This is a genomic window from Streptomyces sp. NPDC058000 (genome assembly GCF_042886435.1).
GTDB lineage: Bacteria > Actinomycetota > Actinomycetes > Streptomycetales > Streptomycetaceae > Streptomyces.
Genome location: NZ_JBHVQS010000037.1, coordinates 37,258 through 60,597, shown reverse-complemented (window position 1 = coordinate 60,597; position 23,340 = coordinate 37,258). Strand labels below are relative to the sequence as shown.

21 protein-coding genes and 1 riboswitch are annotated in these 23,340 nt (G+C 71.6%); of the genes, 3 read left to right on the top strand and 18 right to left on the bottom strand.

What is annotated here, in order from left to right; genetic code table 11:
- Positions 1 to 216: 216 nt before the first annotated feature.
- From ACFVT2_RS28875 to mnmA, 7 genes are all read right to left on the bottom strand, one after another.
- The gene (locus ACFVT2_RS28875; protein WP_390022532.1) at positions 217 to 1,617 is read right to left on the bottom strand and encodes an MFS transporter; all 1,401 of its coding nucleotides are present in this window, start codon (positions 1,615 to 1,617) and stop codon (positions 217 to 219) included.
- A 120-nt stretch (positions 1,618 to 1,737) separates the two neighbouring features.
- Positions 1,738 to 2,196, bottom strand: a complete 459-nt coding sequence (locus tag ACFVT2_RS28870) for a MarR family winged helix-turn-helix transcriptional regulator (protein ID WP_390022530.1) — start codon at positions 2,194 to 2,196, stop codon at positions 1,738 to 1,740.
- Between the two features lie 92 nt (positions 2,197 to 2,288).
- Positions 2,289 to 2,978, bottom strand: a complete 690-nt coding sequence (locus ACFVT2_RS28865) for an SDR family oxidoreductase (RefSeq protein ID WP_390022528.1) — start codon at positions 2,976 to 2,978, stop codon at positions 2,289 to 2,291.
- Between the two features lie 35 nt (positions 2,979 to 3,013).
- Positions 3,014 to 3,556: a TIGR00730 family Rossman fold protein gene (locus tag ACFVT2_RS28860; RefSeq protein WP_390022527.1), complete on the bottom strand. Its 543-nt coding sequence runs from the start codon at positions 3,554 to 3,556 to the stop codon at positions 3,014 to 3,016.
- Between the two features lie 76 nt (positions 3,557 to 3,632).
- Positions 3,633 to 5,009 carry an NADP-specific glutamate dehydrogenase gene (gene gdhA, locus ACFVT2_RS28855; protein ID WP_390022525.1) on the bottom strand — a complete coding sequence of 459 codons (1,377 nt, stop codon included), beginning with the start codon at positions 5,007 to 5,009 and terminating at the stop codon, positions 3,633 to 3,635.
- A 190-nt stretch (positions 5,010 to 5,199) separates the two neighbouring features.
- Positions 5,200 to 5,922: a VC0807 family protein gene (locus ACFVT2_RS28850; protein WP_390022523.1), complete on the bottom strand. Its 723-nt coding sequence runs from the start codon at positions 5,920 to 5,922 to the stop codon at positions 5,200 to 5,202.
- 195 nt (positions 5,923 to 6,117) lie between these two features.
- Positions 6,118 to 7,269 (bottom strand): tRNA 2-thiouridine(34) synthase MnmA, encoded by a 1,152-nt coding sequence (gene mnmA, locus ACFVT2_RS28845; protein WP_390022521.1) that lies wholly within the window; start codon positions 7,267 to 7,269, stop codon positions 6,118 to 6,120.
- Positions 7,270 to 7,323: 54 nt separating this feature from the next.
- On the opposite strand from mnmA, the gene ACFVT2_RS28840 reads away from it, so the two are divergent.
- On the top strand, positions 7,324 to 8,106 hold the full coding sequence (locus ACFVT2_RS28840; RefSeq protein ID WP_390022520.1) for an N-acetylmuramoyl-L-alanine amidase: 783 nt from the start codon (positions 7,324 to 7,326) through the stop codon (positions 8,104 to 8,106).
- A gap of 21 nt (positions 8,107 to 8,127) precedes the next feature.
- Here the strand turns inward: ACFVT2_RS28840 and ACFVT2_RS28835 are convergent, their stop codons facing one another.
- Positions 8,128 to 9,297 carry a cysteine desulfurase family protein gene (locus ACFVT2_RS28835; RefSeq protein WP_390022518.1) on the bottom strand — a complete coding sequence of 390 codons (1,170 nt, stop codon included), beginning with the start codon at positions 9,295 to 9,297 and terminating at the stop codon, positions 8,128 to 8,130.
- A gap of 119 nt (positions 9,298 to 9,416) precedes the next feature.
- On the opposite strand from ACFVT2_RS28835, the gene ACFVT2_RS28830 reads away from it, so the two are divergent.
- Positions 9,417 to 10,259: an alpha/beta fold hydrolase gene (locus ACFVT2_RS28830; RefSeq protein WP_390022516.1), complete on the top strand. Its 843-nt coding sequence runs from the start codon at positions 9,417 to 9,419 to the stop codon at positions 10,257 to 10,259.
- 47 nt (positions 10,260 to 10,306) lie between these two features.
- Here the strand turns inward: ACFVT2_RS28830 and ACFVT2_RS28825 are convergent, their stop codons facing one another.
- On the bottom strand, positions 10,307 to 11,155 hold the full coding sequence (locus ACFVT2_RS28825; protein ID WP_390022515.1) for a thioesterase family protein: 849 nt from the start codon (positions 11,153 to 11,155) through the stop codon (positions 10,307 to 10,309).
- A 116-nt stretch (positions 11,156 to 11,271) separates the two neighbouring features.
- Here ACFVT2_RS28825 and ACFVT2_RS28820 point away from each other — a divergent pair, with 116 nt between their 5' ends.
- A complete protein-coding gene (locus tag ACFVT2_RS28820) occupies positions 11,272 to 11,922 on the top strand; it encodes a trimeric intracellular cation channel family protein (RefSeq protein ID WP_390022513.1) in 651 nt (216 codons plus the stop codon).
- Positions 11,923 to 11,926: 4 nt separating this feature from the next.
- Here the strand turns inward: ACFVT2_RS28820 and ACFVT2_RS28815 are convergent, their stop codons facing one another.
- The 9 genes from ACFVT2_RS28815 to ACFVT2_RS28775 all read right to left on the bottom strand — a co-directional run bounded on the left by ACFVT2_RS28815 (position 11,927) and on the right by ACFVT2_RS28775 (position 22,863).
- Complete coding sequence (locus ACFVT2_RS28815) at positions 11,927 to 13,336, bottom strand: M1 family metallopeptidase (protein ID WP_390022512.1); 1,410 nt, start codon at positions 13,334 to 13,336, stop codon at positions 11,927 to 11,929.
- 99 nt (positions 13,337 to 13,435) lie between these two features.
- Entirely contained in the window at positions 13,436 to 14,623 is a 1,188-nt protein-coding gene (locus ACFVT2_RS28810; protein ID WP_390022510.1) for an ABC transporter ATP-binding protein, read from the bottom strand.
- The gene (locus ACFVT2_RS28805) at positions 14,620 to 15,729 is read right to left on the bottom strand and encodes an ABC transporter ATP-binding protein (protein ID WP_390022566.1); all 1,110 of its coding nucleotides are present in this window, start codon (positions 15,727 to 15,729) and stop codon (positions 14,620 to 14,622) included. Before ACFVT2_RS28805 ends, ACFVT2_RS28810 begins: the two co-directional genes overlap by 4 nt.
- A 212-nt stretch (positions 15,730 to 15,941) precedes the next feature.
- Positions 15,942 to 16,952 (bottom strand): ABC transporter permease, encoded by a 1,011-nt coding sequence (locus tag ACFVT2_RS28800; RefSeq protein WP_390022509.1) that lies wholly within the window; start codon positions 16,950 to 16,952, stop codon positions 15,942 to 15,944.
- 78 nt (positions 16,953 to 17,030) lie between these two features.
- Positions 17,031 to 18,779 (bottom strand): ABC transporter substrate-binding protein, encoded by a 1,749-nt coding sequence (locus tag ACFVT2_RS28795; protein WP_390022507.1) that lies wholly within the window; start codon positions 18,777 to 18,779, stop codon positions 17,031 to 17,033.
- A gap of 90 nt (positions 18,780 to 18,869) precedes the next feature.
- Entirely contained in the window at positions 18,870 to 19,868 is a 999-nt protein-coding gene (locus ACFVT2_RS28790; protein WP_390022506.1) for an ABC transporter permease, read from the bottom strand.
- A gap of 409 nt (positions 19,869 to 20,277) precedes the next feature.
- A complete protein-coding gene (locus tag ACFVT2_RS28785; protein ID WP_390022505.1) occupies positions 20,278 to 21,069 on the bottom strand; it encodes an enhanced serine sensitivity protein SseB C-terminal domain-containing protein in 792 nt (263 codons plus the stop codon).
- Between the two features lie 53 nt (positions 21,070 to 21,122).
- The gene (locus tag ACFVT2_RS28780; RefSeq protein ID WP_390022504.1) at positions 21,123 to 21,968 is read right to left on the bottom strand and encodes an enhanced serine sensitivity protein SseB; all 846 of its coding nucleotides are present in this window, start codon (positions 21,966 to 21,968) and stop codon (positions 21,123 to 21,125) included.
- 178 nt (positions 21,969 to 22,146) lie between these two features.
- On the bottom strand, positions 22,147 to 22,863 hold the full coding sequence (locus tag ACFVT2_RS28775) for an AAA family ATPase (protein WP_390022502.1): 717 nt from the start codon (positions 22,861 to 22,863) through the stop codon (positions 22,147 to 22,149).
- A 295-nt stretch (positions 22,864 to 23,158) separates the two neighbouring features.
- Positions 23,159 to 23,254: riboswitch (glycine riboswitch) on the top strand.
- Positions 23,255 to 23,340 lie beyond the last annotated feature (86 nt).

Genomic DNA, 23,340 nt, shown 5'->3' with positions numbered 1-23,340 from the left:
GTTTGGATTTTGTTCTTGCACACGGTGTGTGGCGTTGGGGGCTGGGGGCGGGGGGGTCCCCCGGCCCCCGCCCCGCCCGGCCCACCGCCGTGCGCCCGGCGCGACCGCCCGCACCCGTCGCACCCCTCGCCCCTCGGTTGGTGCGTCCGTTGGCGCGTCCGTAGGTCGGTCCGCCGACCGGTCAGTTCTGCCCGTTCTATCCGCTCTATCCGTCGGTCAGTTCCGCCCGCGGATGCCGAGCCAGCCCACTACCGCCGCGACGGCCAGGGCCAGTGCGGTCAGCGCGAAGGCGTACCCGGCCCCCTGGTAGGCGCCGTCGGCGCTGGTCAGCACCGCGCCCATGCCGGCGATGCCGACCAGCGAGCCGACCTGCCGGTTGGCGTTGAGGGTCGCGCTGCCGATGTCGGCGTGCTCGCGGCCGGCGGCCTCCATCAGGACGCCGGTCATCGCCGGGGAGCTGATGCCGCTGGCGAGGTTGGCGACGGCCAGCACCGTGGCGATCACCCCGTACGGCAGGGACGGCGTCAGGAAGAGGAAGAGCAGGAGGTAACCGGTGGCGGAGACCGCCAGGGCGGCGGTGAGCGCGGCCCGGTTGCCGGTGCGCGGGGCGATGCGGGCATAGAGGACGTTGCCGAGCGGGAGGACCAGGACGGCCGGGAGCATCTGGAGGCCGGCGGTCACCGCGTCGGCGCCGCGCCCGGTCTGGAGGAAGAGGCCGAGGACGAACAGGGCGCCGTAGAAGGCGAAGTTGAAGAGGAAGCCGACCGCGTTGGCGGCGCTGAAGCGGCTGTCGGCGAAGAGCGTGACGGGCAGGACCGGGGTGCGGGCGGTCCGTTCCCGGATCACGAAGCCGGCGGCGGCGAGCACCGTCACCGCGAACGCCGCCAGCACGCCGGGCGCGGTCCAGCCGGCGGCGGGCCCCTCGATGAGTGCGTAGCTGAGCGCTCCGAGGGCGAGCAGGCCCAGGACGTGGCCGCTGCCGCCGAGCGGTGCGCCGCTGCCCGGGACGGCCGCGATCACCCGGCGGGTGAGCAGCAGCCCGACGATCCCGATGGGCAGGTTGACCAGGAAGATGCTGCGCCAGCCGAGGGTGCCGACGAGCAGGCCGCCGAGGGTCGGCGCCAGGGCGACGGAGGTGGAGACGATCGCGGACCAGATGCCGAGCACCTTCGCGCGGCGGGCCGGTTCCGGGAAGGCGTTCATCAACAGCGACAGCGAGCTGGGCATGAAGAGCGCGGCGCCCGCCCCCTGGGCCATGCGGGCCGCCACCAGGGCAGCGCCGTCCGGCGCGGCGGCGCCCAGCAGGGAGGCGGCGGTGAAGACGGCCAGCCCGATGAGGTAGATCCGCCGGGCGCCGTACCGCTTGGCGAGCGAGCCGGCGAGCAGCAGCAGCGCGGCGAAGGAGAGGACGTAGCCGTCGACGACCCAGGTGAGGCCGGACATGGTCAGTCCGAGCCGGTCCCGCAGGTCGTGCGCGGCGACGTTCATGATGCCGGTGTCCAGGCTCGCCATCACGAACCCGAGGGCCAGGACGAGGAGTTGGGCGCCGCCGCGGGCGGGCGCAGGGCGGGTCGGGGTGCTCGCCGTACTGCGCGGCGCCGCGGTCTCAGTGATCATGGATTTAGTTATAGCTGTATCTATCCATCGGCGGTAATGGTTACAGCTATAACTTTACCGAAGCCATACCAAAGGCCCCCGGGGTACGCCCCGGGGGCCCGTGCGGAGGGTGGACAGGCCCTAGCCGGCGGCCCGGCCCAGCGCCCTGAGCAGTTCGTCGCGGAGCGCGCTGCGCTCCGCATGGGAGAGGTGGTCCAGCGGCGACTCGGTGCCCATCCGCCGCAACAGGTCCAGCCGCAGCTCCCGACCGGCCTCGGTCAGCACCAGCTGCTTGGCCCGCCCGTCCGCGGGGTGCGGGCGGCGGACCACCATGCCCTGCTTCTCCAGCTTGGAGATGACGTAGGTGACGTTCGGCGGCTCACAGCACAGCACCGCGGCCAACTCCCGTGCGGTCTTGGGCTCGCCCAGCTCCTCCAGCGCCTTCGCCTGGGTCGGCGTCAGGTCCAGCTCCGCGATCCGGCCGCGCTGGTGGGCGTCCAGGCGCCGGCTCAGCTCGGTGACGAGCCCCCGGATCTCCCGGAACCCGCACCCCGCCGCGGCGGTGGTCTTCGCTTCGCTGGTCGCCCTTGACGTGGTCACCCCGAAAGCGTACGTCGCCCCCGTGCGGTGCACGGGGGCGAGGGGCGGCCGGGCCGCCGGCGCGGCCCCGGGAGCCCCGGGGCCGGAGGCGGTCACCGGCCCGGCCGGACCACCAGGTCCTTGATCTCCGCGTCCCGCGGCAGGTCGATCGCGGTGAGGATGGCCGTGGCCACCGACTCCGGGTCGATCCACTGGGCCGGGTCGTACTCCTTGCCCTCCTGGCGGTGGGTGCTCTCCTGCATGGGCGTGGCGGTGCGCCCCGGGTAGACCGAGGTGACCCGGACACCGTTGCCGTGCTCCTCCGCGCGCAGCGAGTCGGCCAGCGCCTTCAGACCGTGCTTGCTCGCCGCGTACCCGCTCCAGTTGGCGTGCGCGTCGAGCCCGGCGCCGGAGTTGACGAAGACCACGTCGCCCTGGGCGATCCGGATCAGCGGCAGCAGCAGGCGGGTGAGCTCGGCCGGTGCGACGAGGTTGACGGCGAGCTGGCGCTGCCACGCCTTGGCGGGCAGGTCGCCGACCGCGCCCAGCTCGATGACGCCCGCGATGTGCTGGAGCGAGTCGAGCCGGGTCGGCAACTTCTGGTGGCCGAGCGACCAGTCGAGCTTCTCGGGGGTGGCGAGGTCACCGACGAGGACGTGCGCCCCGGGGAACTGTTCGGTCAGCTCCTTGGCCCGGCGGAGGTCCCGCGCCAACAGCCAGAGTTCCTCGCCGCGCTCGGCGAGCCGCCGTGCGACCGCCGCGCCGATGCCCGATCCGGCGCCCGTGATCATATGCGTACCCATGGGGGCGATCCTACGGCGTACCCCCGGGCGGAGGGTCAGCCCCGGGCGCGCACCTGCTCCTCCAGGTAGGCCAGCGCGGCCGCGCCGTCCTCGGCGAAGAACACCAGCTCGGACAGGGGAATCGGGAGGAAGCCCTCCGCCGCCATCCGCTCGAACTGGACCTTGAGCCCGTCGTAGAAACCGGCGGTGTTCAGCAGCACCACCGGTTTGCCGTGCATCCCGTGCTTGCGCAGTTCCAGGATCTCGGTCGCCTCGTCCAGCGTGCCGGTACCGCCCACCATCACGACGATGGCGTCTGCGCGGGCCAGCAGTTGCGCCTTGCGCTCGGCGAGGTCCTTGGTGACGACCATCTCGTCCGCGTTGGCGCGCGCCTTGTGCGCCAGGAACTCCACGGAGACCCCGAGGAGTTTGCCGCCGGCCTCCTGGACACCGTCGGCCATGACCTTCATCAGACCCGTGTCCGAACCGCCCCACACCAGGGCGTGTCCACTCTTGCCGATCGATTCCGCGAACTTCCGGGCGGGCTGGACATAGCGGTCATCGAGGTCGGCGGCGGAGCAGAAGACGCAGATATTCATGCCGTTCACCCTACGGGGCGGGCGGCGCACGCCGGGCCCGGCCGCGGGCGGTGCCGCGGCCGGGTCCGGCCTGGCGTCAGATCAGGCCCTGGTCCAGCATCGCGTCGGCGACCCGCTCGAAGCCGGCGATGTTGGCGCCCGCCACGTAGTCGCCGGGCAGCCCGAAGCGCTCGGCGGTCTGGAAGCAGGTGTCGTGGATCCCCCGCATGATGGCGGCGAGTTCACCCTCCGCGCGCTCGAACGACCACGCCTCGCGGGCGGAGTTCTGCCGCATCTCCAGCGCGCTGGTCGCCACCCCGCCGGCGTTGGCCGCCTTGCCCGGGCCGAAGGCCACGCCGGCCTCCTTCAGGAGCGCCACCGCCTCCGGGGTGGTGGGCATGTTGGCGCCCTCGGAGACCGCCTTGACGCCGTTGCGGACCAGGATCCGGGCGGCGTCCGCGTCGAGCTCGTTCTGGGTGGCCGACGGCAGCGCCACGTCGCACGCGACGTCCCACACGTTCCCGCCGGCGACGTACTTCGCCGAGCCGCCGCGCCGCTGCGCGTAGTCGCTGACCCGGCCGCGCTCGACCTCCTTGATCTGCTTGAGCAGCGCGAGGTCGATGCCCTTCTCGTCGACGACGTAGCCGCCGGAGTCCGAGACGGTCAGGACGTTGGCGCCGAGCGCCTGGGCCTTCTCGATGGTGTAGAGGGCGACGTTGCCGGAGCCGGAGACCGCGACCTGCTGGCCGTCCAGCTCCTCACCGCGCTGCTTGAGCATCTCCTCGGTGAAGAGCACGTTGCCGTAACCGGTGGCCTCGGTGCGGGCCTTGGAGCCGCCCCATTCGAGGCCCTTGCCGGTGAGGACGCCGGCCTCCCAGCGGTTGGTGATCCGCCGGTACTGGCCGAAGAGGTAGCCGATCTCCCGGCCGCCGACACCGATGTCACCGGCCGGTACGTCGGTGTGCTCGCCGAGGTGGCGGTGCAGCTCGGTCATGAAGGACTGGCAGAAGCGCATCACTTCGGCGTCCGACCTGCCGTGCGGGTCGAAGTTGCTGCCGCCCTTGCCGCCGCCGATGTTCAGCCCGGTCAGGGCGTTCTTGAAGATCTGCTCGAAGCCGAGGAACTTCACGATGCCGAGGTTGACGGACGAGTGGAACCGCAGGCCGCCCTTGTACGGGCCGAGCGCGCTGTTGAACTCCACCCGGAAGCCGCGGTTGACGCGGATCTCCCCGGAGTCGTCCTGCCAGGGCACGCGGAACATGATCTGGCGCTCCGGCTCGACGATCCGCTCCAGGATCCTGGCGTCCACGAACTCCGGCCGGGCGGTGAGCGCCGGGGCCAGCGTCTCCAGGACCTCCAGAGCCGCCTGGTGGAACTCCGCCTCACCGGGATTCCGACGGACCAGCTCGGCGTGCAGGGCAGCCAGCTCGGCGGTCAGACCACCGTGCTTGGCCTCAGATTGAACAGTCGACATGACTTCCGTTCCCTTCGTGGCCGACGAAAGCCGCGTGCCGTCCGGATCGCCGTTGAACCGTCGACGCGGGGCCTTGGATGTCCCGTCGCATCGCAGACCTTATGCGCCAACGCCCGGCCGATCGAGAGCGGGGGGCCCGGCGCGCCAATCCTGTACGCGATTTCCGCAACTCCCCCGCCCGACGGGTACGTCAGACCCCGGCCGCCGCGACCGGGGCCGGCTCCGCGCCCTTCGCCGCGCCGGCCTCGGCCTCGGTCGCCGCCCGGACCTCGGCCTTGATCATCTGCTCCATCGGCTCGGCGCTGGCGCCGCCGGCGGCCACCATGGCCACCAGGATCGCCACCACGGTCAGCACCGTGCCCAGCCAGACCATGGTGTGCACCGGCAGGAGGTAGGCGCCGGCGACCTTGAGCACGCACTCGGTCAGCAGCGCGCTCCCCCAGATCATCGAGAACCGCCGCTCCAGCTGCCCGAACCGCGCGCTGTCCGCCCGCAGCCGGTCCCATGCGGCGTTCGCCTCCGGGCCGCCCTTCGTCACCCAGGGCTTGAGCCCGGCGGTCATCAAGGGCCGTCCGGCGCCCACCGAGAGCAGTATCGCGATCCCGACGACGCTGCTGACGCCGCCGTCCTTGGCCATCATCAGCCGGGGGTCGCCGGTCAGCGTGCTCGTCGCCAGCCCCACCACGTTGACGACGAGGATCAGCAGGGCGAGGCCGTTGACGGTCCGCTCCCGGACCAGGCTCCAAACGGTGCGCAGCGCCGGGACAACGCTGCTCCAGGCCAGTGCCGCCACGTCGGACAGACCGAAGCCGCTGCTGAGGACGTAGTACATGGCCATCGGAATGCCGGCGTCGACGACCAGCGGGGCGAGGGCCCGCACGAGCTGACTACCGGCGGACTGCTGCTGACTCACTACGGACTCCCCCGAGTTGGGCGGTGTACGGCGACTGGTGCGCCGTAACGGACATCCCAAGTTTCGGGTACGCCGGTACCCGGCCGGCAGTCCCGCCTGTCCCGACTTGGCCGTGACATTTGTCATGAGTGGCGCCGGGGCCCGTGGTGCGGGCGGGTCAGGAGCTCGGCGGAGCGGCCCGTGGGGGCGGTGCGGTCAGCCGGCCCGCTGCGGCGCCGGCTCGTCGGCCGGGCGGCGCGTGGTGGTGGCGATCGTCGCCGAACCGACCACCCGGGTGCCGTCGTAGAGGACGATCGCCTGGCCGGGGGCGACGCCGCGGACCGGCTCGGTGAAGGCGACCCGCAGCTCCGTGTCGTCGACCAGGTCGGCGGTCACCTCGGTCTCACCGCCGTGGGCGCGGAGCTGGGCGGTGTAGGTGGCCGGGCCGGCCGCCGGCGGACGGCCGCACCAGCGGGGGCGGATCGCGGTGAGCGCCGTCACGTCGAGGGAGGCGACCGGGCCGACCGTGACGGTGTTGTTCACCGGGGAGATGTCGAGGACGTAGCGGGGCTTGCCGTCCGCGGCCGGGCGGCCCAGCCGCAGGCCCTTGCGCTGCCCGATGGTGAAGCCGTAGGCGCCGTCGTGGCTGCCCAGGACCTCCCCGGACTCGTCGACGATGGCGCCCTCGGCGGTGCCCAGCCGCTTGGCGAGGAAGCCCTGGGTGTCGCCGTCGGCGATGAAGCAGATGTCGTGGCTGTCGGGCTTCTTGGCGACGAACAGGCCGCGGTGGGCGGCCTCTTCACGGATCTCGGCCTTGGTGGTGCGGGTGTCGCCCAGGGGGAACAGCGCGTGTGCCAACTGGCGGTCGTCGAGGACGCCGAGGACGTAGGACTGGTCCTTGGCCATGTCGGAGGCGCGGTGCAGCTCGCGGCTGCCGTCCTCGCGGACCACGACCGTGGCGTAGTGGCCGGTGCACACCGCGTCGAAGCCCAGGGCGAGCGCCTTGTCCAGGAGGGCGGCGAACTTGATCTTCTCGTTGCAGCGGAGGCAGGGGTTCGGGGTGCGCCCGGCCTCGTACTCCGCGATGAAGTCCTCGACGACGTCCTCGCGGAAGCGCTCGGCGAGGTCCCAGACGTAGAACGGGATGCCGATCACGTCGGCGGCGCGGCGGGCGTCGTGGGAGTCCTCGATGGTGCAACAGCCGCGGGCGCCGGTGCGGAACGACTTGGGGTTCTCGGACAGCGCGAGGTGGACCCCGGTGACGTCGTGGCCGGCCTCGGCGGCGCGGGCCGCGGCGACGGCGGAGTCCACACCACCGGACATGGCGGCGAGGACGCGGAGGCGGGGGGCGGCGGCGGCATCAGTCATAGCCCCTCAAGAGTAGACGGAACCGGAACGCGCCCGGAAAGCGTTGTGGAAGGCATGGCGGCGACGGATGAGGCGCGGGACGAGGAACGACTCCCCTCAGTCGGGGGACGAGCCGAGGGGCGGGCCGAGGGGCGGGACGGGGAACGGCACCCGACGGACCCGCCGGCGCCCGGGCAGCGCACCGGGAAGCGGCTCACCCGGCGACGGGCGCTGCTGCTCGGCGGCGGGGCCGTGGTGGCCGCGGGGGCGACGGCGGTCGCGGCCCGCGAGGAGCTGGCGTACTGGTGGTGGCGGCTGCCGGGGAACAGCCGGCCGCGCAAGGAGGGCGAGGTCGACTTCGCCGGTGCGCAGTGGTCGGCCGCGTCCCCGGCGAACTACCGGCAGGCCGGCCGCCCCGACGACTACCCGGTCGACCGGGTGGTGATCCACGTCGTCCAGGGCAGCTTCGCCACCGCGCTGAAGGTCTTCCGGGACCCGTTCCACGAGGCGTCGGCGCACTACGTCGTCCGCGGTGACGGGCACATCGCACAGACCGTCCGCGAACTGGACGTGGCGTTCCACGCCGGGAACCGCGACTACAACGAGCGCAGCGTGGGCATCGAGCACGCGGGGTTCGTGGACCGGCCGGAGTCCTTCACCCCGGGCATGTACGCCGCATCGGCCCGGCTGACGGCCGGGATCTGTCGGCGGTACGACTTCCCGGCCGACCGGGACCACATCGTCGGCCACGTGGAGGTCCCGGGCACGGACCACACCGACCCCGGACCGCACTGGGACTGGGACCGCTACCTGACGCTGGTCCGGGCGGAGCTGCGCCGGCCGGCGGGCCGGGCGTGACCCTCGGCCGGCCCGGCCCCGCTAGCTGAGTCCGGCGCCCCGGGCCCGCTCCACCACCGGACCGATGACGTCCGCCAGCGCCGCCACGTCCTGGGCGGTGGAGGTGTGGCCCAGTGAGAAGCGCAGGGTGCCGCGGGCGAGGTCCTGGGACATCCCGGTGGCCAGCAGGACGTGGCTGGGCTGGGCGACGCCGGCGGTGCAGGCGGAGCCGGTGGAGCAGGCGATGCCCTGGGCGTCCAACAGGAGCAGCAGGGAGTCGCCCTCGCAGCCGGGGAAGGTGAAGTGGGCGTTGGCCGGGAGGCGGCCGGCCGGGTCCGGGTCGCCGCCCAGGAGGGCGTCGGGGGCGGCGGCCCGCACCGCCTTGATCAGGTCGTCGCGGAGCGCGCCGATCTCGCGGGCGAACTCCTCCCGGTGCGCGACGGCGTGCCGGCCGGCCGCGGCGAACGCGGCGATGGCGGGGGTGTCGAGGGTGCCGGAACGGACGTGGCGCTCCTGGCCGCCGCCGTGCAGCACGGGCACGGGGGCGTACTCGCGGCCCAGCAGCAGCGCGCCGATCCCGTACGGGCCGCCGATCTTGTGGCCGGAGACGGTCATCGCGGCCAGCCCGGAGGCGGCGAAGTCGACGTCCAGCTGGCCGACCGCCTGCACCGCGTCGGCGTGCAGCGGGACCTCGAACTCCCTTGCCACCTCGGCCAGTTCACGGACCGGCTGGATGGTGCCGATCTCGTTGTTGGCCCACATCACGGTGGCCAGCGCGACATCGGCGGGGTTGCGGACGAGGGCCTCGCGCAGCGCGTCGGCGTGCACCCGGCCGTAGTGGTCGACCGGCAGCCAGTCGACGGTGGCGCCCTCGTGCTCGGCGAGCCATTCGACGGCGTCCAGGACGGCGTGGTGCTCTACGGGGCTGGCCAGGATCCGGGTGCGCGCCGGATCGGCCGCCCGGCGGGACCAGTACAGGCCCTTCACCGCGAGGTTGTCGGCCTCGGTGCCGCCCGCCGTGAAGACGACTTCACTGGGGCGGGCACCCAAGGAGGCGGCGAGTGATTCCCGCGCCTCCTCGACGGTGCGCCGGGCCCGACGGCCGGCGGCGTGCAGGGAGGACGCGTTGCCGGTGACGGTCAGCTGGGCGGTCATCGCCTGCACCGCCTCCGGGAGCATCGGGGTGGTGGCGGCGTGGTCGAGGTAAACCATGGTGCGCTGATTCTACGAGCCACCCCGGGGCGCACGACCCGCGCGGGGGCGCATACCCCAAGGCGCACGCTGCACCCGCCCCTCGACAGTCCAGGTAAGGAGTCACTAGCCTGACACTCATGACAGAGTGGGTTCTGGATCGGACGTTCCGTAGCGCGTCGGGTGAGGTGCGGTGGGCCGTGCTCGGGGAGGACGGCGGGGCGGCGGCGCCGGTGGTGCTCCTGCACGGGACGCCGTTCTCGTCGTTCGTATGGCGCGGGGTCGCCCGGGCGCTGGCCGAGGGGCGGCAGGTGTACGTCTGGGACATGCCGGGGTACGGCGCCTCGGAGATGCGGGACGGGCAGGACGTGACGCTGGCGGCGCAGACCGCGGTGTTCATGGAGTTGCTGGCGCACTGGGGGCTGACCGGCCCGGACCGCCGGCCGGTGGTGGTGGCACACGACTTCGGAGGGTGTGTCGCGCTGCGGGCGCATCTGCTGCACGGCGCGCAGTACGCGCGGCTGGCGCTGGTCGACCCGGTGGCGCTGGCGCCCTGGGGGTCGCCGACGTACCGACTGCTGGGCGCGCACCCCGAGGTGTTCGGGCGGCTGCCGCGGGAACTGCACCGGGCGCTGGTGCGGGAGTACGTCTCCTCGTGCAGCCATCCGGGGTTGCGGCCCGACGTCCTGGACCGGCTGGTCGCGCCGTGGTGCACGGAGCGGGGGCAGTCGGCGTTCTACCGGCAGATCGAGCAGAACGACCAGCGGTTCACCGACGAGGTGGCCGGGCGGTACGGCGAGATCGCGGTGCCGGTGCTGATCTGCTGGGGCACCGAGGACACCTGGATCCCGGTCGCCAAGGGGCGCGAGTTGGCGTCCCGTATTCCCGGGGCCCGGCTGCGGCTGATCGAGGGCGCGGGCCATCTGGCACAGGAGGACGCACCGGGCGAACTGGCGGTGGCGTTGCGGGAGTTCGCCGGCTAGTCGGCCCCGACCGGGTCCCGGCCGGGGCAGGCGGCAGGCGGGGTCGGCTACTTCACCAGGATCGTGCGGGCCAGCTGGCGGGACTGGGCGACCAGCCGGTCCGCGGAGTCCCAGACCTCGGCGTCCTCCTCCAGGAAGCCGCCGGCCAGATTGCGGGTGGTGATGGACACCCGGAGCGGGCCGGGCGCCGGGCGGTGGCGGACGTGGCAGGTCAGTTCGACGGTGGGGACCCAGCCGCGCAGCCCCAGTTCGAAGGCGGTGGGCGGCAGCGCGTCGACGGTCAGGAGGAGGGAGAGCGGGTCGGGCTCGCGGCCGTCGGCCAGGCCGAACCAGCCGCGCATCTCGCCCTTGCCGGACGGGGCGCCGACCGCCCAGCCCACGGTCGCCGGGTCGAGCCGGATGTCCAGCCGCTCGGCGATGGCGGTGCTGCCGGGGATGGCCGGCCGGTCGCCGGGCGCACTGTCCGTGCCCAGGCAGTGCTCGTAGGGCGGGAGGGCCGGGGGCTTGGCGGTGGTGCGGACGTCGTCGGGGAGGGCGGCGAGGTCGCCGTAGGTGGCGAGCACCCGCATCCGCTCGACCTCGGTGCCGTCCTCGGTGAACTGGACGAGGGTGGCGGTGCCGGTGGACAGGGTGCGGCCGGTGCGGACCACGTCCGTGCGGACGACGGCGGGGCCGGGGACGGAGGCCGTGAGGTAATGCGCGGTGATGGTGAGCGGGTCCGGGTGCGGGAGCGCGTCGCCCAGGGCGCGGCCCATCAGGGCGAGGAGGTAGCCGCCGTTGACCGCGTTGATGATCGTCCAGCCCGCGGAGAGGTGGGTGTCGTAGACCCCCGGGGCGCGCCGGGTGACCGCGGTGTCGCGGTCGAACTCGCTGTTTCCTGCGGTCACCGATGCCATGGCGGCACGCTACACGGATTTATTACCGACCGGTAGTGACAGATTCAAGGAACGCGCGGGAGCCGGGCGGGGAACGCAGCCGGAGCGATCCACTCCGCTGCTGTCATCATGACCGCATGCTTCATGTGCTCTACCTGATCGGGGTCGCGGCCTTCGCCGCGAGCGGTGTGCTGGCGGCCTACCGCGCCAACATGGATCCGTTCGGCGGTCTGGTCCTCGCGTTCGCCGCCTCCATCTCCGGCGGCACGCTGCGCGATCTGATCCTGGACCGCCGGCCGCTGTACTGGACGCACGACTGGGTACTGCTGACGGTCATCATCTGCGTCGGCGTGGGCACCATGGTCTATCTGCGCTTCTGGTCGCTGCCGCGGAAGTCGCTGCTGGTGGTCGACGCGATCGGGCTCTCGGTGGTCACGGTGATCGGGGCCCGGGCGGCGATCTCGGCGGGTGCCACCCCACTCGCGGTGGTCATCCTGGCGGTGCTGACCGGCGTCGCCGGCGAGGTGATCCGCGACGTGCTGTGCGGGGAGTTCCCGCCGCTGCTGCTGCGGGAGGACGTCTACGCCATCGCGGCGCTCGCCGGCGCCTGCTGCTACCTGCTGATGGACCGCCTCGGGGCCGGGGCCAACCCCGCCGCGGTGGTCTCGGCGGGGTTGGTGTTCGCACTCCGGATGGGCGCGCTCTATCTGGGGCTGCACCTGCCCCGGCCGCAGCAGCTGCGCGACCGGGGCCGGAAGGCCGCCGCCGCCGCCGACGACGCCGAGTAGCCGGTCACTCCCCCGGCAGCGCCGGACGGCTCCGGGTGTCCAGCCAGGTGTGGAAGAGGTCCCCGAGCCGCTGCCCGGAGACCTTCTCGGCCAGCGCGATGAAGTCGGCGGTGTCCGCGTTGCCGTAGCGGTGCCGGGCGGTCCAGGCCGGCAGCAGCCGGAAGAACGCCCGGTCGCCGATGCGTTCGCGCAGCGCCTGGAGGGTCATCGCGCCGCGCTCGTAGACCGCGTCGGAGAACATGGTGTCCCGCTGCGGGTCGGAGACCTTGATCTTCCAGAAGGCGTCGTCGGCCGGGGCGGCCGCGTACGCCTTGCGGAACGCGTCGTGGGCGGCGCTCGTGCCGCGGTGCTCGGCCCACAGCCACTGGGCGTAGGTGGCGAAGCCCTCGTTGAGCCAGATGTCCTTCCACTGCCGGACCGAGACCGAGTCGCCGAACCACTGGTGGGCCAGCTCGTGGACGATGGTGCTCTCGCTGCGGACCGCCGAGTACGCCGGTTTGGACTGCACCTCCAAGGAGAAGCCGGCCTGCGGCATGTCGTCCACGATCGCGCCGGTCTCCTCGAAGGGGTACGGCCCGAAGACCTTCGACCAGTAGTCGGTGGCCTCCGCGGTGACGCCGTAGACGTCGACCTTGCCGGTCGGGAGGGTCGGGTCGGTGGCGACGTAGATGGGGGTGCCGCCCGGGGTGGTGCCGGTGCGGACGTCGAACTTCCCGATGGTGGCGGTGGCCAGGTACGGCGCCATCGGGCGGCTCTCGCGCCAGTGGAACCAGGCCCGGTCGCCGTGTTCGCCGGAGCCGACCAGCCGCCCGTTGGAGACCCCGGTCAGGCCCTTGGGGGCGTCTATTCGGATGTCGTAGGTGGCCTTCTCGGACGGATGGTCGCTGGAGGGGAACCACGTCGAGGCGGCGTTCGGCTCGCAGGCCACGAACACCCCGTCCTTCGTCTTCATCCAGCCGTACTGGGAGCCGAAGACGATCGGGCCGCTGAGCGGCTGGGGGACGCCGTGGTAGACGACGGTGACGGCGAAGCGCTCGCCGCGGGAGAGTGGGCGGCCGGGCCGGACGACGAGTTCGTCGCCGGTTCTGGAGAAGCGGGCGGGGCGGCCGTCGACCCGGACCTGGTCGACGGTCAGCTTCTGGAGATCCAGGTCGAACGAGGAGAGGTTCTGGGTGGCCCGGGCGGACACGGTGGCCCGGCCGTCGAGCCGGCCGGAGTCCGGGTGGTAGCTGACGCCCAGGTCGTAGTGGAGGGGCGTGTAGCCGCCGTTGCCCAGGTTGGGGAAGTAGGGGTCACCGATGCCGGGGGCGCCCGGCGAGGCTGCCGGGGCCGCGGCGATGGTGGCGGCCGAGGCCACCGCGGTGGCCAGGGCGAGCCAGCGGGAAGAGCGACGCGCAGAACGGGAGAGTGCCATGAGCCGTCCCTTCGGGAACGCGGATGCGAGAAGAACAACCGCGCCGACTCTGCACTCTCCCGCCCGGCTTCACCAGCGACTTTGCCAAGTCGTCAGGCGTTACTGCCCGGTTGATGCCTTACCGCCCGAACCTTCGGTCGCCGCATCGGGGTTGTCCGCCTCGTCCTCGGGGTGGTGGCAGGCCACCTGGTGCCCGGTCCGCAGCTGGACCAGCGGCGGCTCGGTGGTGGTGCACTCCTCCGTCGCCTTCCAGCAGCGGGTGCGGAACCGGCAGCCGGACGGCGGGTTGATCGGCGAGGGGACGTCGCCCTTGAGCAGGATCCGGTCGCGCTTGGTGCGCCGCTTGGGGTCCGGCACCGGCACGGCCGAGAGCAGCGCCTTGGTGTACGGATGCCTCGGCGATGCGTACAGCGCGTCGCGGTCGGCCAGTTCGACGATCTTGCCGAGGTACATCACCGCGATCCGGTCCGAGACGTGCCGGATGACCGAGAGGTCGTGGGCGATGATGACGTAGGTCAGGCCCAGCTCCTCCTGGAGGTCGTCCATGAGGTTGACGACCTGGGCCTGGATGGAGACGTCGAGGGCGGAGACCGGCTCGTCGGCGACCACCAGCTTGGGCTTGAGGGCCAGCGCCCGGGCGATCCCGATGCGCTGGCGCTGGCCGCCGGAGAACTCGTGCGGATAGCGGTTGTAGTGCTCCGGGCTCAGGCCCACCAGCTCCAGCAGCCGCTGCACCTCCTTCTTGACCCCGCCCTCGGGCTCGACGCCCTGGAGCCGGAAGGGGGTGGAGACGATCCCGCCGACGGTGTGCCGCGGGTTCAGCGAACCGTACGGGTCCTGGAAGATCATCTGGACGTCGCGGCGGATCGGGCGCAGCTTGCCCGGGGACAGGTGGGTGATGTCCTGGCCCTCGAACTCGACTGAGCCGCCGGTCGGTTCGTCGAGCCGGGTGATCAGCCGACCCATCGTCGACTTGCCGCAGCCGGACTCGCCGACGACGCCCAGGGTCTCCCCGGCGAAGACGTCGAAGTCGATCCCGTCGACCGCCTGGACGGCGCCGACCGTGCGCTTGAGCAGGCCCTTGGTGATCGGGAAGTGCCGGACCAGGCCGCGGACCTTGAGCAGCGGCCGGTCCTGCGTCGGGCTCCCGGCGGCCGGGGTGCTCTCGGTCCTCTCGGCCGCCTCAGTCGTCTCGGTCGTCTCGGACTTCCCGTTGACCTCGGTCGTCCCGGTCTTCCCGTCGGCCTCGGTCGTCTCGGCCGTTTTCGTCTCGTTGGTCTCGGTCACAGCTTCGGCGCAATCTCTTCGGTCCAGATACGCTGCCGCTCCTCCTGCGGCAGGTGGCAGGCCGAGAAGTGCCGGCCGTCGACCTGCTGCAGTTCGGGGCGCACCGTGCGGGTGACGTTGTCCTTGGGGACGTCCGCGTACGGGCAACGGGGGTTGAAGGCACAGCCGGACGGCACGTTGATCAGGCTGGGCGGCGAGCCCTTGACCGGGATCAGCCGTTCGGTCTGGTCGCGGTCGATCCGCGGCATGGAGCCGAGCAGGCCCCAGGTGTAGGGGTGCTGCGGGGTGCCGAACACCTCGTCCGAAGGGCCCCGTTCCACGCACCGGCCGCCGTACATCACCAGCAGGTCGTCGGCGATCTCGGCGACCACGCCCAGGTCGTGGGTGATGATGATGACCGCCGAGCCGAACTCCTTCTGCAGATCGCGGATCAGGTCCAGGATCTGCGCCTGGACGGTGACGTCCAGGGCGGTGGTGGGCTCGTCCGCGATCAGCAGCTCGGGGTTGTTGACCAGCGCCATCGCGATCATGGCGCGTTGGCGCATACCGCCGGAGAACTGGTGCGGATGGTCGTCCACCCGCTTGTCGGGCTGCGGGATGCCGACCCGGTCGAGCATCTCGACGGCCCGCTTGCGCGCGGTCTTCTTGTCGACGTCGTGGTGGACGCGGTACGCCTCCACGATCTGCTGGCCGACCGTGTAGAAGGGGTGCAGCGCGGACAGCGGATCCTGGAAGATCATCGCCATCTCGCGGCCGCGCAGCCGACGCACCTCGTCGGGGTCGGCGCCGACCAGCTCCTTGCCGTCCAGCCAGATCTCGCCGGACATCCGGACCTTGCTGCGCTGCTGGCGGGAGGCCCGGTGCAGGCCCATGATCGCCAGCGAGGTCACCGACTTGCCGGAGCCGGACTCGCCGACGATGCCGAGCGTCTTGCCCTTCTCCAGGCTGAAGGTCAGCCCGTCGACGGACTTCACCAGACCGTCGTCGGTGGGGAAGTGCACCTTCAGGTCCCGCACTTCGAGGAAGGCGGAGGGGGTCCCGGCCGCGACGGGCCCGGCCGCCTTGGCCCCGGCGGGCTCGGCCCCGGCGGACCCGACCCCGGTCACCTCGGCCTTCGCCGACTCCTCGGCCTTGGTCGGTTCTTCGGCCTTCGTCAGCTCCTCGGCCTTCGCCGGCTCCTCAGCCTTCGCCGGCTCCTCGGCCTTCGTCAGCTCCTCGGCCTTCGCCGGCTCCTCGGCCTTCGTCAGCTCCTCGGCCTTCGCCGGCTCCTCGGCGGCGGGCTTCTCCGCCGCCGTGGTCTTGTCCTCGGAAGAGTCGGTCACGAGAGCCTCACCCGCGGGTCGACGGCGGCGTACAGAAGGTCCACCACCAGGTTGCAAAGGACGACGAAGAACGCGGCGAGCAGCGTGACGCCGAGCACGTTCGGCAGGTCGTTGGCGTTGATGGAGTCCACCGCGAAGGCGCCGACTCCCTTGAGCGAGAAGACCTGTTCGGTGATGAGCGCACCACCGAGCAGCAGGCCCAGGTCCATGCCGAAGACGGTCATGATCGGGGTGAGCGCGGCCCGCAGACCGTGCCGCACCACCACCCGGCGCTCCCGCAGGCCCTTGGCGCGGGCGGTGCGGATGTAGTCCTCGCTGAGCGTCTCCAGCATGCCGGCCCGGGTGAGCCGGGCGTAGAGCGCCGAGTAGAGGAAGGCCAGGGTGATCCAGGGCAGGACCAGGGTCCGGGCCCAGCCCAACGGGTCGTCCAACAGCGGCACGTAGTCGCTGCGCTCGAAGAGCGGCCACTGGTAGGTGAACAGGGCCAGGGCCAGCGCGCCGGTGAAGAACATCGGGAGCGAGACGCCGGCCAACGCCACGCCCATCGCCAGCCGGTCGAAGATCGAACCGGGGCGGAGCGCGGAGAGCACACCGGTGGCTACACCGGAGATGACCCACAGCACCGCGGCGCCGGCGGCCAGCGACAGGGTCACCGGGAGCCGGGACTGGATCTCCGGCCAGACCTCGATATGGGTCTTGAAGGAGTAACCGAAGCACGGCACGTGACAGGTGGCCGCGTCCGGTCCGAACTTGTAGTCGACGCCGACGAAGATGCCCTTGATGAAGTCCCAGTACTGCTCGTACACGGGCTTGTCCAGGCCGAGGTTGTGCTTGACCGCGGCGATGTCCGCGGGCGTGGGGGCCTTTCCGATGTACTGCTGGGCAAGCTGGTCGGTGCTCTGCCCGGCCAGTTTCGGCAGCAGGAAGAAGATGCCGAAAGTGACCGCGCTGACGATCAGCAGCAAGATCACTGCGCTGATCAACCTGCGGATGATGTACGAGAACACGGGGATGCGGCGCCGGTGCCGCGGGCCGGGAGCGTCCGGCCCGCGAGCACCAATGCCTTCACCTGCCTTCCAGGGCTGCTACTTCTTGACGCCGATGTTGAGGTAGTCGTACTCACCGCTGAAGGCCGAGGTGGACACCATGTTGGTGGCCTTGGGCGAGCGGTACATCAGGACCTTGAAGTAGGTCAGCGGGACGATCGCCGCCTGCTCCATCGCCTTCCGGTCGATGTCCCCGTACGCCTTCTCGCGAGCGGCCTGGTCGGTGTTGGCGATGGCACTGTCGAGCAGCTTGTTGATGTCCGGGTCGTCCAGCTGGGACAGGTTGGAGTTGCCGGACTGGCTGATCGCCTTGCCGCTGAGGATCTGCTGGAGGTAGCCGTAGCCGGTCGGGAAGTCGGCACCCCACTGCATCATCATCAGACCGACGTTGTTGGACTTGTCGAACGCCGGCACACCGGCGTAGTCCGAGAAGTACTTGCTCGTCGGGTACGACTGGATCTTGGCGTTGACGCCGATCTTCTTCAGCGAGCCGATGACCGAGGTGGCCGCGTCGACCTCGTCCTGACGGTCGTTGCGCGCCAGGATCGTGGTGCTGACGTTGCCGGCACCGCACTTCTTCCAGTGCGCCTTGGCCTCGGTCAGGTCCAGGTTGTCGCCGCTGTACTTCTGCGGGTACAGGTCGAACTTCTGGTAGCCGGCGATGTCCGTCGGCAGGACCGTGGAGGCGATGTCACCGCGGATCGGACCACCGAGCGCGGTCTGCACGGCCTTCTTGTCGATGGCGTACTCGACGGCCTTGCGGCACTCGACGTTGTCGAACGGCGCGACCTTGGTGTTGATCGCCGTGTAGACCAGGCGCTGACCGAGCGCGTTGTCGGTGTGGCCCTTCTGCGCGGGGTCGGTCAGCAGCTGGGCCTGGGTCTGACCGTCGACGCCGCGACCGGCCATGTCGACCATGGTGTTGCCGGACTGGAGGTCCTTGTCGATGGTCGACTGCGCGACCTTCAGGTTCAGGACGATCTTGTCCGGCAGCTGCTTGCGCAGCGGGTCGGTCTTGGCTGACCACTGCGGGTTGCGGACCAGGGTGAGCTTCTTGCCCTCCTGGTAGCTCTCGAACTTGTACGAGCCCGTGGACGCCACGTGCTTGGTGTAGTCCGCGCCCTTGTCCTGGGCCTGCGGGACCGGGGCGGTCTGCGGGGCGCTGACCAGGTAGTCGAACTCCGCGAACGGCTTGTTCAGGTGGAAGACGACGGTCTGCGGGTCGGGCGTCTCTATGGACTTGAGCCCTTCCTTGCTCTTGTCCTTGTAGGGGCCCTTGTAGCCGCCGTCGTTGTCCTGGAGGAACTGCTGGAAGTAGTTCGGGCCCAGGGAGAGGGTGTCGCGGGCGAAGTTGCTGCGCTCCACCGCGTACTTGACGTCCTGGGACGTGACGGGGGTCCCGTCGTCGAACTTCACGCCCTGGCGCAACTTGTACGTCCAGGTCTTGCCGCCGTCGCTGGCCTTGCCCATCGACTCGGCGAGGTCCGGGACCAGTTGCTCGCCCTTGGTGCCGGGACCCGGCTTGAAGGTGGTGAGCGGGCGCGCGTACAGGCGGCTGAAGTTGTAGACGAAGGCGTAGTAGGTGTTGCCCGGGTCGAAGGACTCGGGGGCGTCGCTCATCGCGTAGGTGACGGTGCCCCCCTTCTCGTCCGAGGCGTTGACTACGCCCTTGGTAGCGGCGTTGGCCCCGGCCGAGCTGTCGGAGGACCCCTTTCCGCTGCAGCCGGCCAGCAAAAGGCCCGCACTGGTGATGGCCGCGACAGTCGCGACCGGAAGTGACCTTCGCATGATGCTCGGTGTCCCCTTCGTTCGTCGTGAAACGTCAATTCGAAACGGCAGTGACAAAGGTGCGCGCCCGGTCAGGGGCCCGGCAGCCGCTCACCGGCTACGCGGGTCCAACGCGTCCCTCAGACCGTCACCGAGCAGGTTGAACGCGAGCACGGTGACGAAGATCGCGAGGCCGGGGACGATCATGTATTGGGGATCGACCTCGTAGTACTTGACCGCCTGGGTGAGCGTGCCGCCCCAGGACGACTGAGGTGGCTGGATACCGACGCCCAGGAAGCTCAGCGCCGCCTCGAAGAGGATGTTGGAGGGGATGAGCAGCGTCGAGTAGACGATGATCGGTCCCACGAGGTTGGGCAGGAGTTCTCGGAAGAGGATGAACGGCCCGCGGGCGCCCAGTCCACGGGCGGCGGATACGAACTCCCGCTCCCGCAGCGACAGGGTCTGGGCCCGCACGATCCGGCCCATATAGGGCCAGTTGAAGAAGCCGATCACGAAGATCAGAACCGAGATGTGCAGCGGCAGGCCGTCCAGGCCGAACGCGCCGCCCTGGAGCGATGCGGAGATCGCGATGGCGAACAGCAGCAGCGGGAAGGCCAGGAAGACGTCCATCAGCCGGCTGATGAAGGCGTCCACCCGCCCGCGGTAGAAGCCCGCGATCACGCCGAGGACGGTGCCGATGGCCACCGACAGCAGCGTCGCGCCGAACGCCACCAGCAGCGACACCCAGGAGCCCTCCAGGATCCGGGCGAGCAGATCGCGGCCGAACTTGGGGTCCACGCCCAGGGGGTGGTCGGCGCTCATCCCGCCGAAGTCGCCCTTGGGAAGGGTGGTGTTGGGGTCGATCAGGTCTTGGTACGGCTGGTTCGGGTCCAGCCCGAACAGCGCCTGGAGCGGACGGGAGAACGCGGCGATCAGGATGAGCAGGATGACAACGATGGCACCCGCCATCGCGACCTTGTCGCGGCGGAAGCGCAGCCACGCGATCTGGCCGAGCGAACGCCCCTCGATCCGCTTGCTCTCCACGCCCTCCAGCACCGCTTCCGGCTGCGCCTCAGCAGCCGCCCCGGTGGTGTCAATCGGTGCGGTCACGGTGCTTCAGAACCCCTCCCGGCCGACGGGGTGGCCGGCCTGTGCCGCCGCGGTAGCGGCCTGGTCTCTGCGTCTCTGGTTTTCCCCTGCCGCCATCTCCTCCGGGTCTCGCGGGAGTTGGCACTGCGGACGTGTCTGAGGTGCGCATGACGCCGGTGGGGGATGACGCTCGTACAAAGGACCGAGGTCCTCGCTGCCCGGAGTCTTCATCCGACTCGCGATCACTCACCAGCCCTGAAGGTGAATGGATGCGCAACTGTGATGTGGTCCGCGGCTTTCCGTTATACGAACAGGGGTGCGGACTGAGCGGTGCGCCGGACGGCCGGAAGGGTCGTCAACCGCCGGGCGGATGGGGGGAATTCACCCCAAGATCGACAGCGGGGCGGGGCCACGCGGGCACCCGCCGGCGTCAGTACGGGCGGGGGTAGCCGTAACCGTGGGTGGGGCCGGGCGCGGGCGGCTGGGCGTAGCCGTCGCGGTCGAAGAACGGACGGGCGCAGGCCCGCATCCACATCCCGACCGGGTCGTACTCGTCGTTCATGGCGACCGTGGAGACCGGCAGTCCGTCCGGCACGGCGCCCATCGACTGCTGGATCATCATCCGCGCGGCGTCCACCGACGGCTGTCCGGTGTCGTACAGATCCAGCCCGATCGCCAGATACGGGGCGCCGAGGGCGGGTTGCACCCAGGCGCGGCGCAACGACCGTACCGGCGGCGTCCGGTGGGCGTTCTGTGCGAGCAGGGCGTAGAACTGCGGGATGTCGATGACCGGTTCGGAGATCCGCAGCGGCCCGGCGGGCAGTCGGTCGAGGCCGACGGCGATCCGGCGCAGGTCGAGCCAGGGGAGGCCGACCCCGCCGCCCGGAGCGTGCGGATTCAGCCACAGCCCCCAGCGGTCGGGGAAGAGGGAGGCGGCGATCTCGGGGCCGGTGACGAGTTCGTGGTCGCGGGTCCAGCCGGAGGCGGCGAGTTCGGCCGCGGAGGTCACGCAGGGGGCGTAGCCCATCCCGTCGACCTCCATGTTCCCGTACTGCGCATCGGGTTGTCCGGCCCGGCCGTGCCACAGGAGCATCCAGACCTGTCCGTGTGCGAGGGCCGCAAGCAGTGCCTCGTAGGCGTCATAGCGCCCGGGCGAGACCTGCCGCAGCATCTGCTCGACCTGGTCGGCCGCCGCCGCTCCCTGATGCGCACCCGCGCTCACGTGGTCCGTCCCTTCTGCCGGCAGGGCCTGCGCCCGCCCGTCGTTCCACCAGCTTACGAGTGGTCCCGGGTGTAGAAGGGCCGCACGCGCTCCAGCATCCAGTCGGCGACCGGGTCGCCCTGGGCGATGTCGAGCAGGACGAGCTGGACCGGCCAGGGCACCGGCACCTGGCCCAGCGCCCGGCCCAGCGCCGCGAGCACCTCGTCGCGGGCGCTGCCGTCGTGCAGCCGCTCGGGGGCGACCTCGATCTGCACCCCGACGAAGAGCGCCGGCGTGTCGCCCTCGACGCTGGCGAGCGCGCGCCGGGCGGTCAGCACGAACCCGGCGGCGGAGAACGCCAGGCCGGCGGCGGCCAGGAAGTCCACCGGCTCGTGCTGCCAGTCCGGTTCGAAGAGTCGCACCCGGGCGCCGCCGACCTGGCGACCGGCCGGATCCGTCCACCCGATCCGACACAATTCGGCCACCGCGGGCGGCGGCAGCGGGACGCCGACGGTGCCGCCCGGATTGACCGCGATGCCCAGTAGCGGGGGCAGCCCGCGGGCGAACTCCTGCGCGGGCGCGACGGTGTACGACAGATGCGCGCCGACGACCTTCAGGAACTCCTGCTCGGAGCTGAAGACCGGGACGTACGCGGCGCCGCCGATCTCGACGGTCGGCAGGTCCAGGCCGGCCGCGCCGAGGCCGCCGCGCTCCGGGCCGCCGCCCTCGGGCAGCGGCACCCACACCCGGCTGCGGCCCAGCACCTCGACGATCCGGCCGCCGGCCCCGGGGTGTCCGACCGACGCGGCCAGCACCTCCTCCAGCTCGTTGGCCGGCCAGGCCAGCTGCGGTATCCCCGTGCCCGAGAGGTCCCCCGACACCGGACCGCCGTGCTGCGGGTAATTGTCCGGATAGTTCATCTCACCCACCCATTACTGGCCGCGCTGCCCGGCCCCTGACCCTGGGGGCGGGCCCGCAGGCCCGCCCGGTGGGTCAGACCCTAACGGGCGGAGCGCCGGTCGCCGAAGCCGGCGGTGGCCGCGACGACGGCGACGGCGGGCGGGCGAGCGGGGCCGGGTGCGGGCGGCCCCGGCCCGGTCAGCCGAACGTGACGCGCTCCAGGGCCCCGGCGGCGGGCCGGTCCAGCAGTACCGCGGAGCCGAAGCCCGGCGGCAGCCGGGCCTCCTCGGCCCGGGCGACCAGCCGGCGGACCGCCCGGCGGTGCCGCGCGAAGGCGTACCGCGACACCCCCCGGCCGCGCGCCCGTTGGCCGGTCAGCGCCGCTTCGGGCGGTACGTCGAGCAGCACCAGGTGCAGCCCCCGGCCGTCGCGCCGGACCGCCCGGGAGAGCCAGCGGCGCACCCACGCCAGCGTCCCGCAGTCGTGGATCACCACACTCCCGCCGGAGCGCACCGCCCGGCGCAGCGCCAGATAGTGCGCCACCCGGACCAGCGGGCGGTAGAGCGCGTACGGGAGGCGGCGCAACCGGCCGCGCTCCCAGCGTTCCCGGGCGTCCTGGGAGTCGATGCGGCACACCGCGGCGCCGCGGCCGTCGCGGTGCGGCACCACCCGGCCCATCAGGGTGCTCTTGCCGCTGCCGGGCAGCCCAGAGACCACGATCAGGTCGCCGGGCGGGAAACGGAGCGCGGTGCGGGGGGTGCGGGCGCCGTCCCGCAGATCGATGATGCGGGGCCGGTCGGACCGGGCGGCGGGGCGGGGGCGACGGTCCGCCCGGAGTGCGGCCGGCGCCGGTTTCGGTGCGGGCTCCGGCGGTGCCACCCCTGCCGTCGTCGCGTATGCCGCTTCGCTGTGCACCGTGATCGCCCCTCCCCGTCGGCTCAGGTCGGGTTCGGGACCCGACCTTCCCGCAGAGTGTCAAGAAAAGGTAATGAGCAGCAAGGCGATAGCCCTCCGTACCAAGGGATCTGACGGGCCGACGGGGGCGCCGGGCGACGCGGCGGCGGGCCCGGCCGGCCGGACGCGGTACGGGTGACCGGGCACGGAGCGGCGGCCGGGGCTCCTGTATCCGGCGATCCCGTGTAATGATGTGGCCGCCACGGGCACACCACTGGTCACTCGTGCACAGCCAGCCAACTGCATACCGGCCGCTTGAATCCGCGCGGGAGAGTCCCCGGCCGCCACGGCGGGGCGCCGAAGGAGCAAGTCCTCCCTTGAATCTCTCAGGCCCCTATACCGCGCGGGCGAGGCAGATCTGAAAAGCGAGTCGCGGCCCGGCTGAAGGGGGCGGCTCCACCCAAGGTGCAAACCGGGTCCGTTCGCGGACTCCCGGTG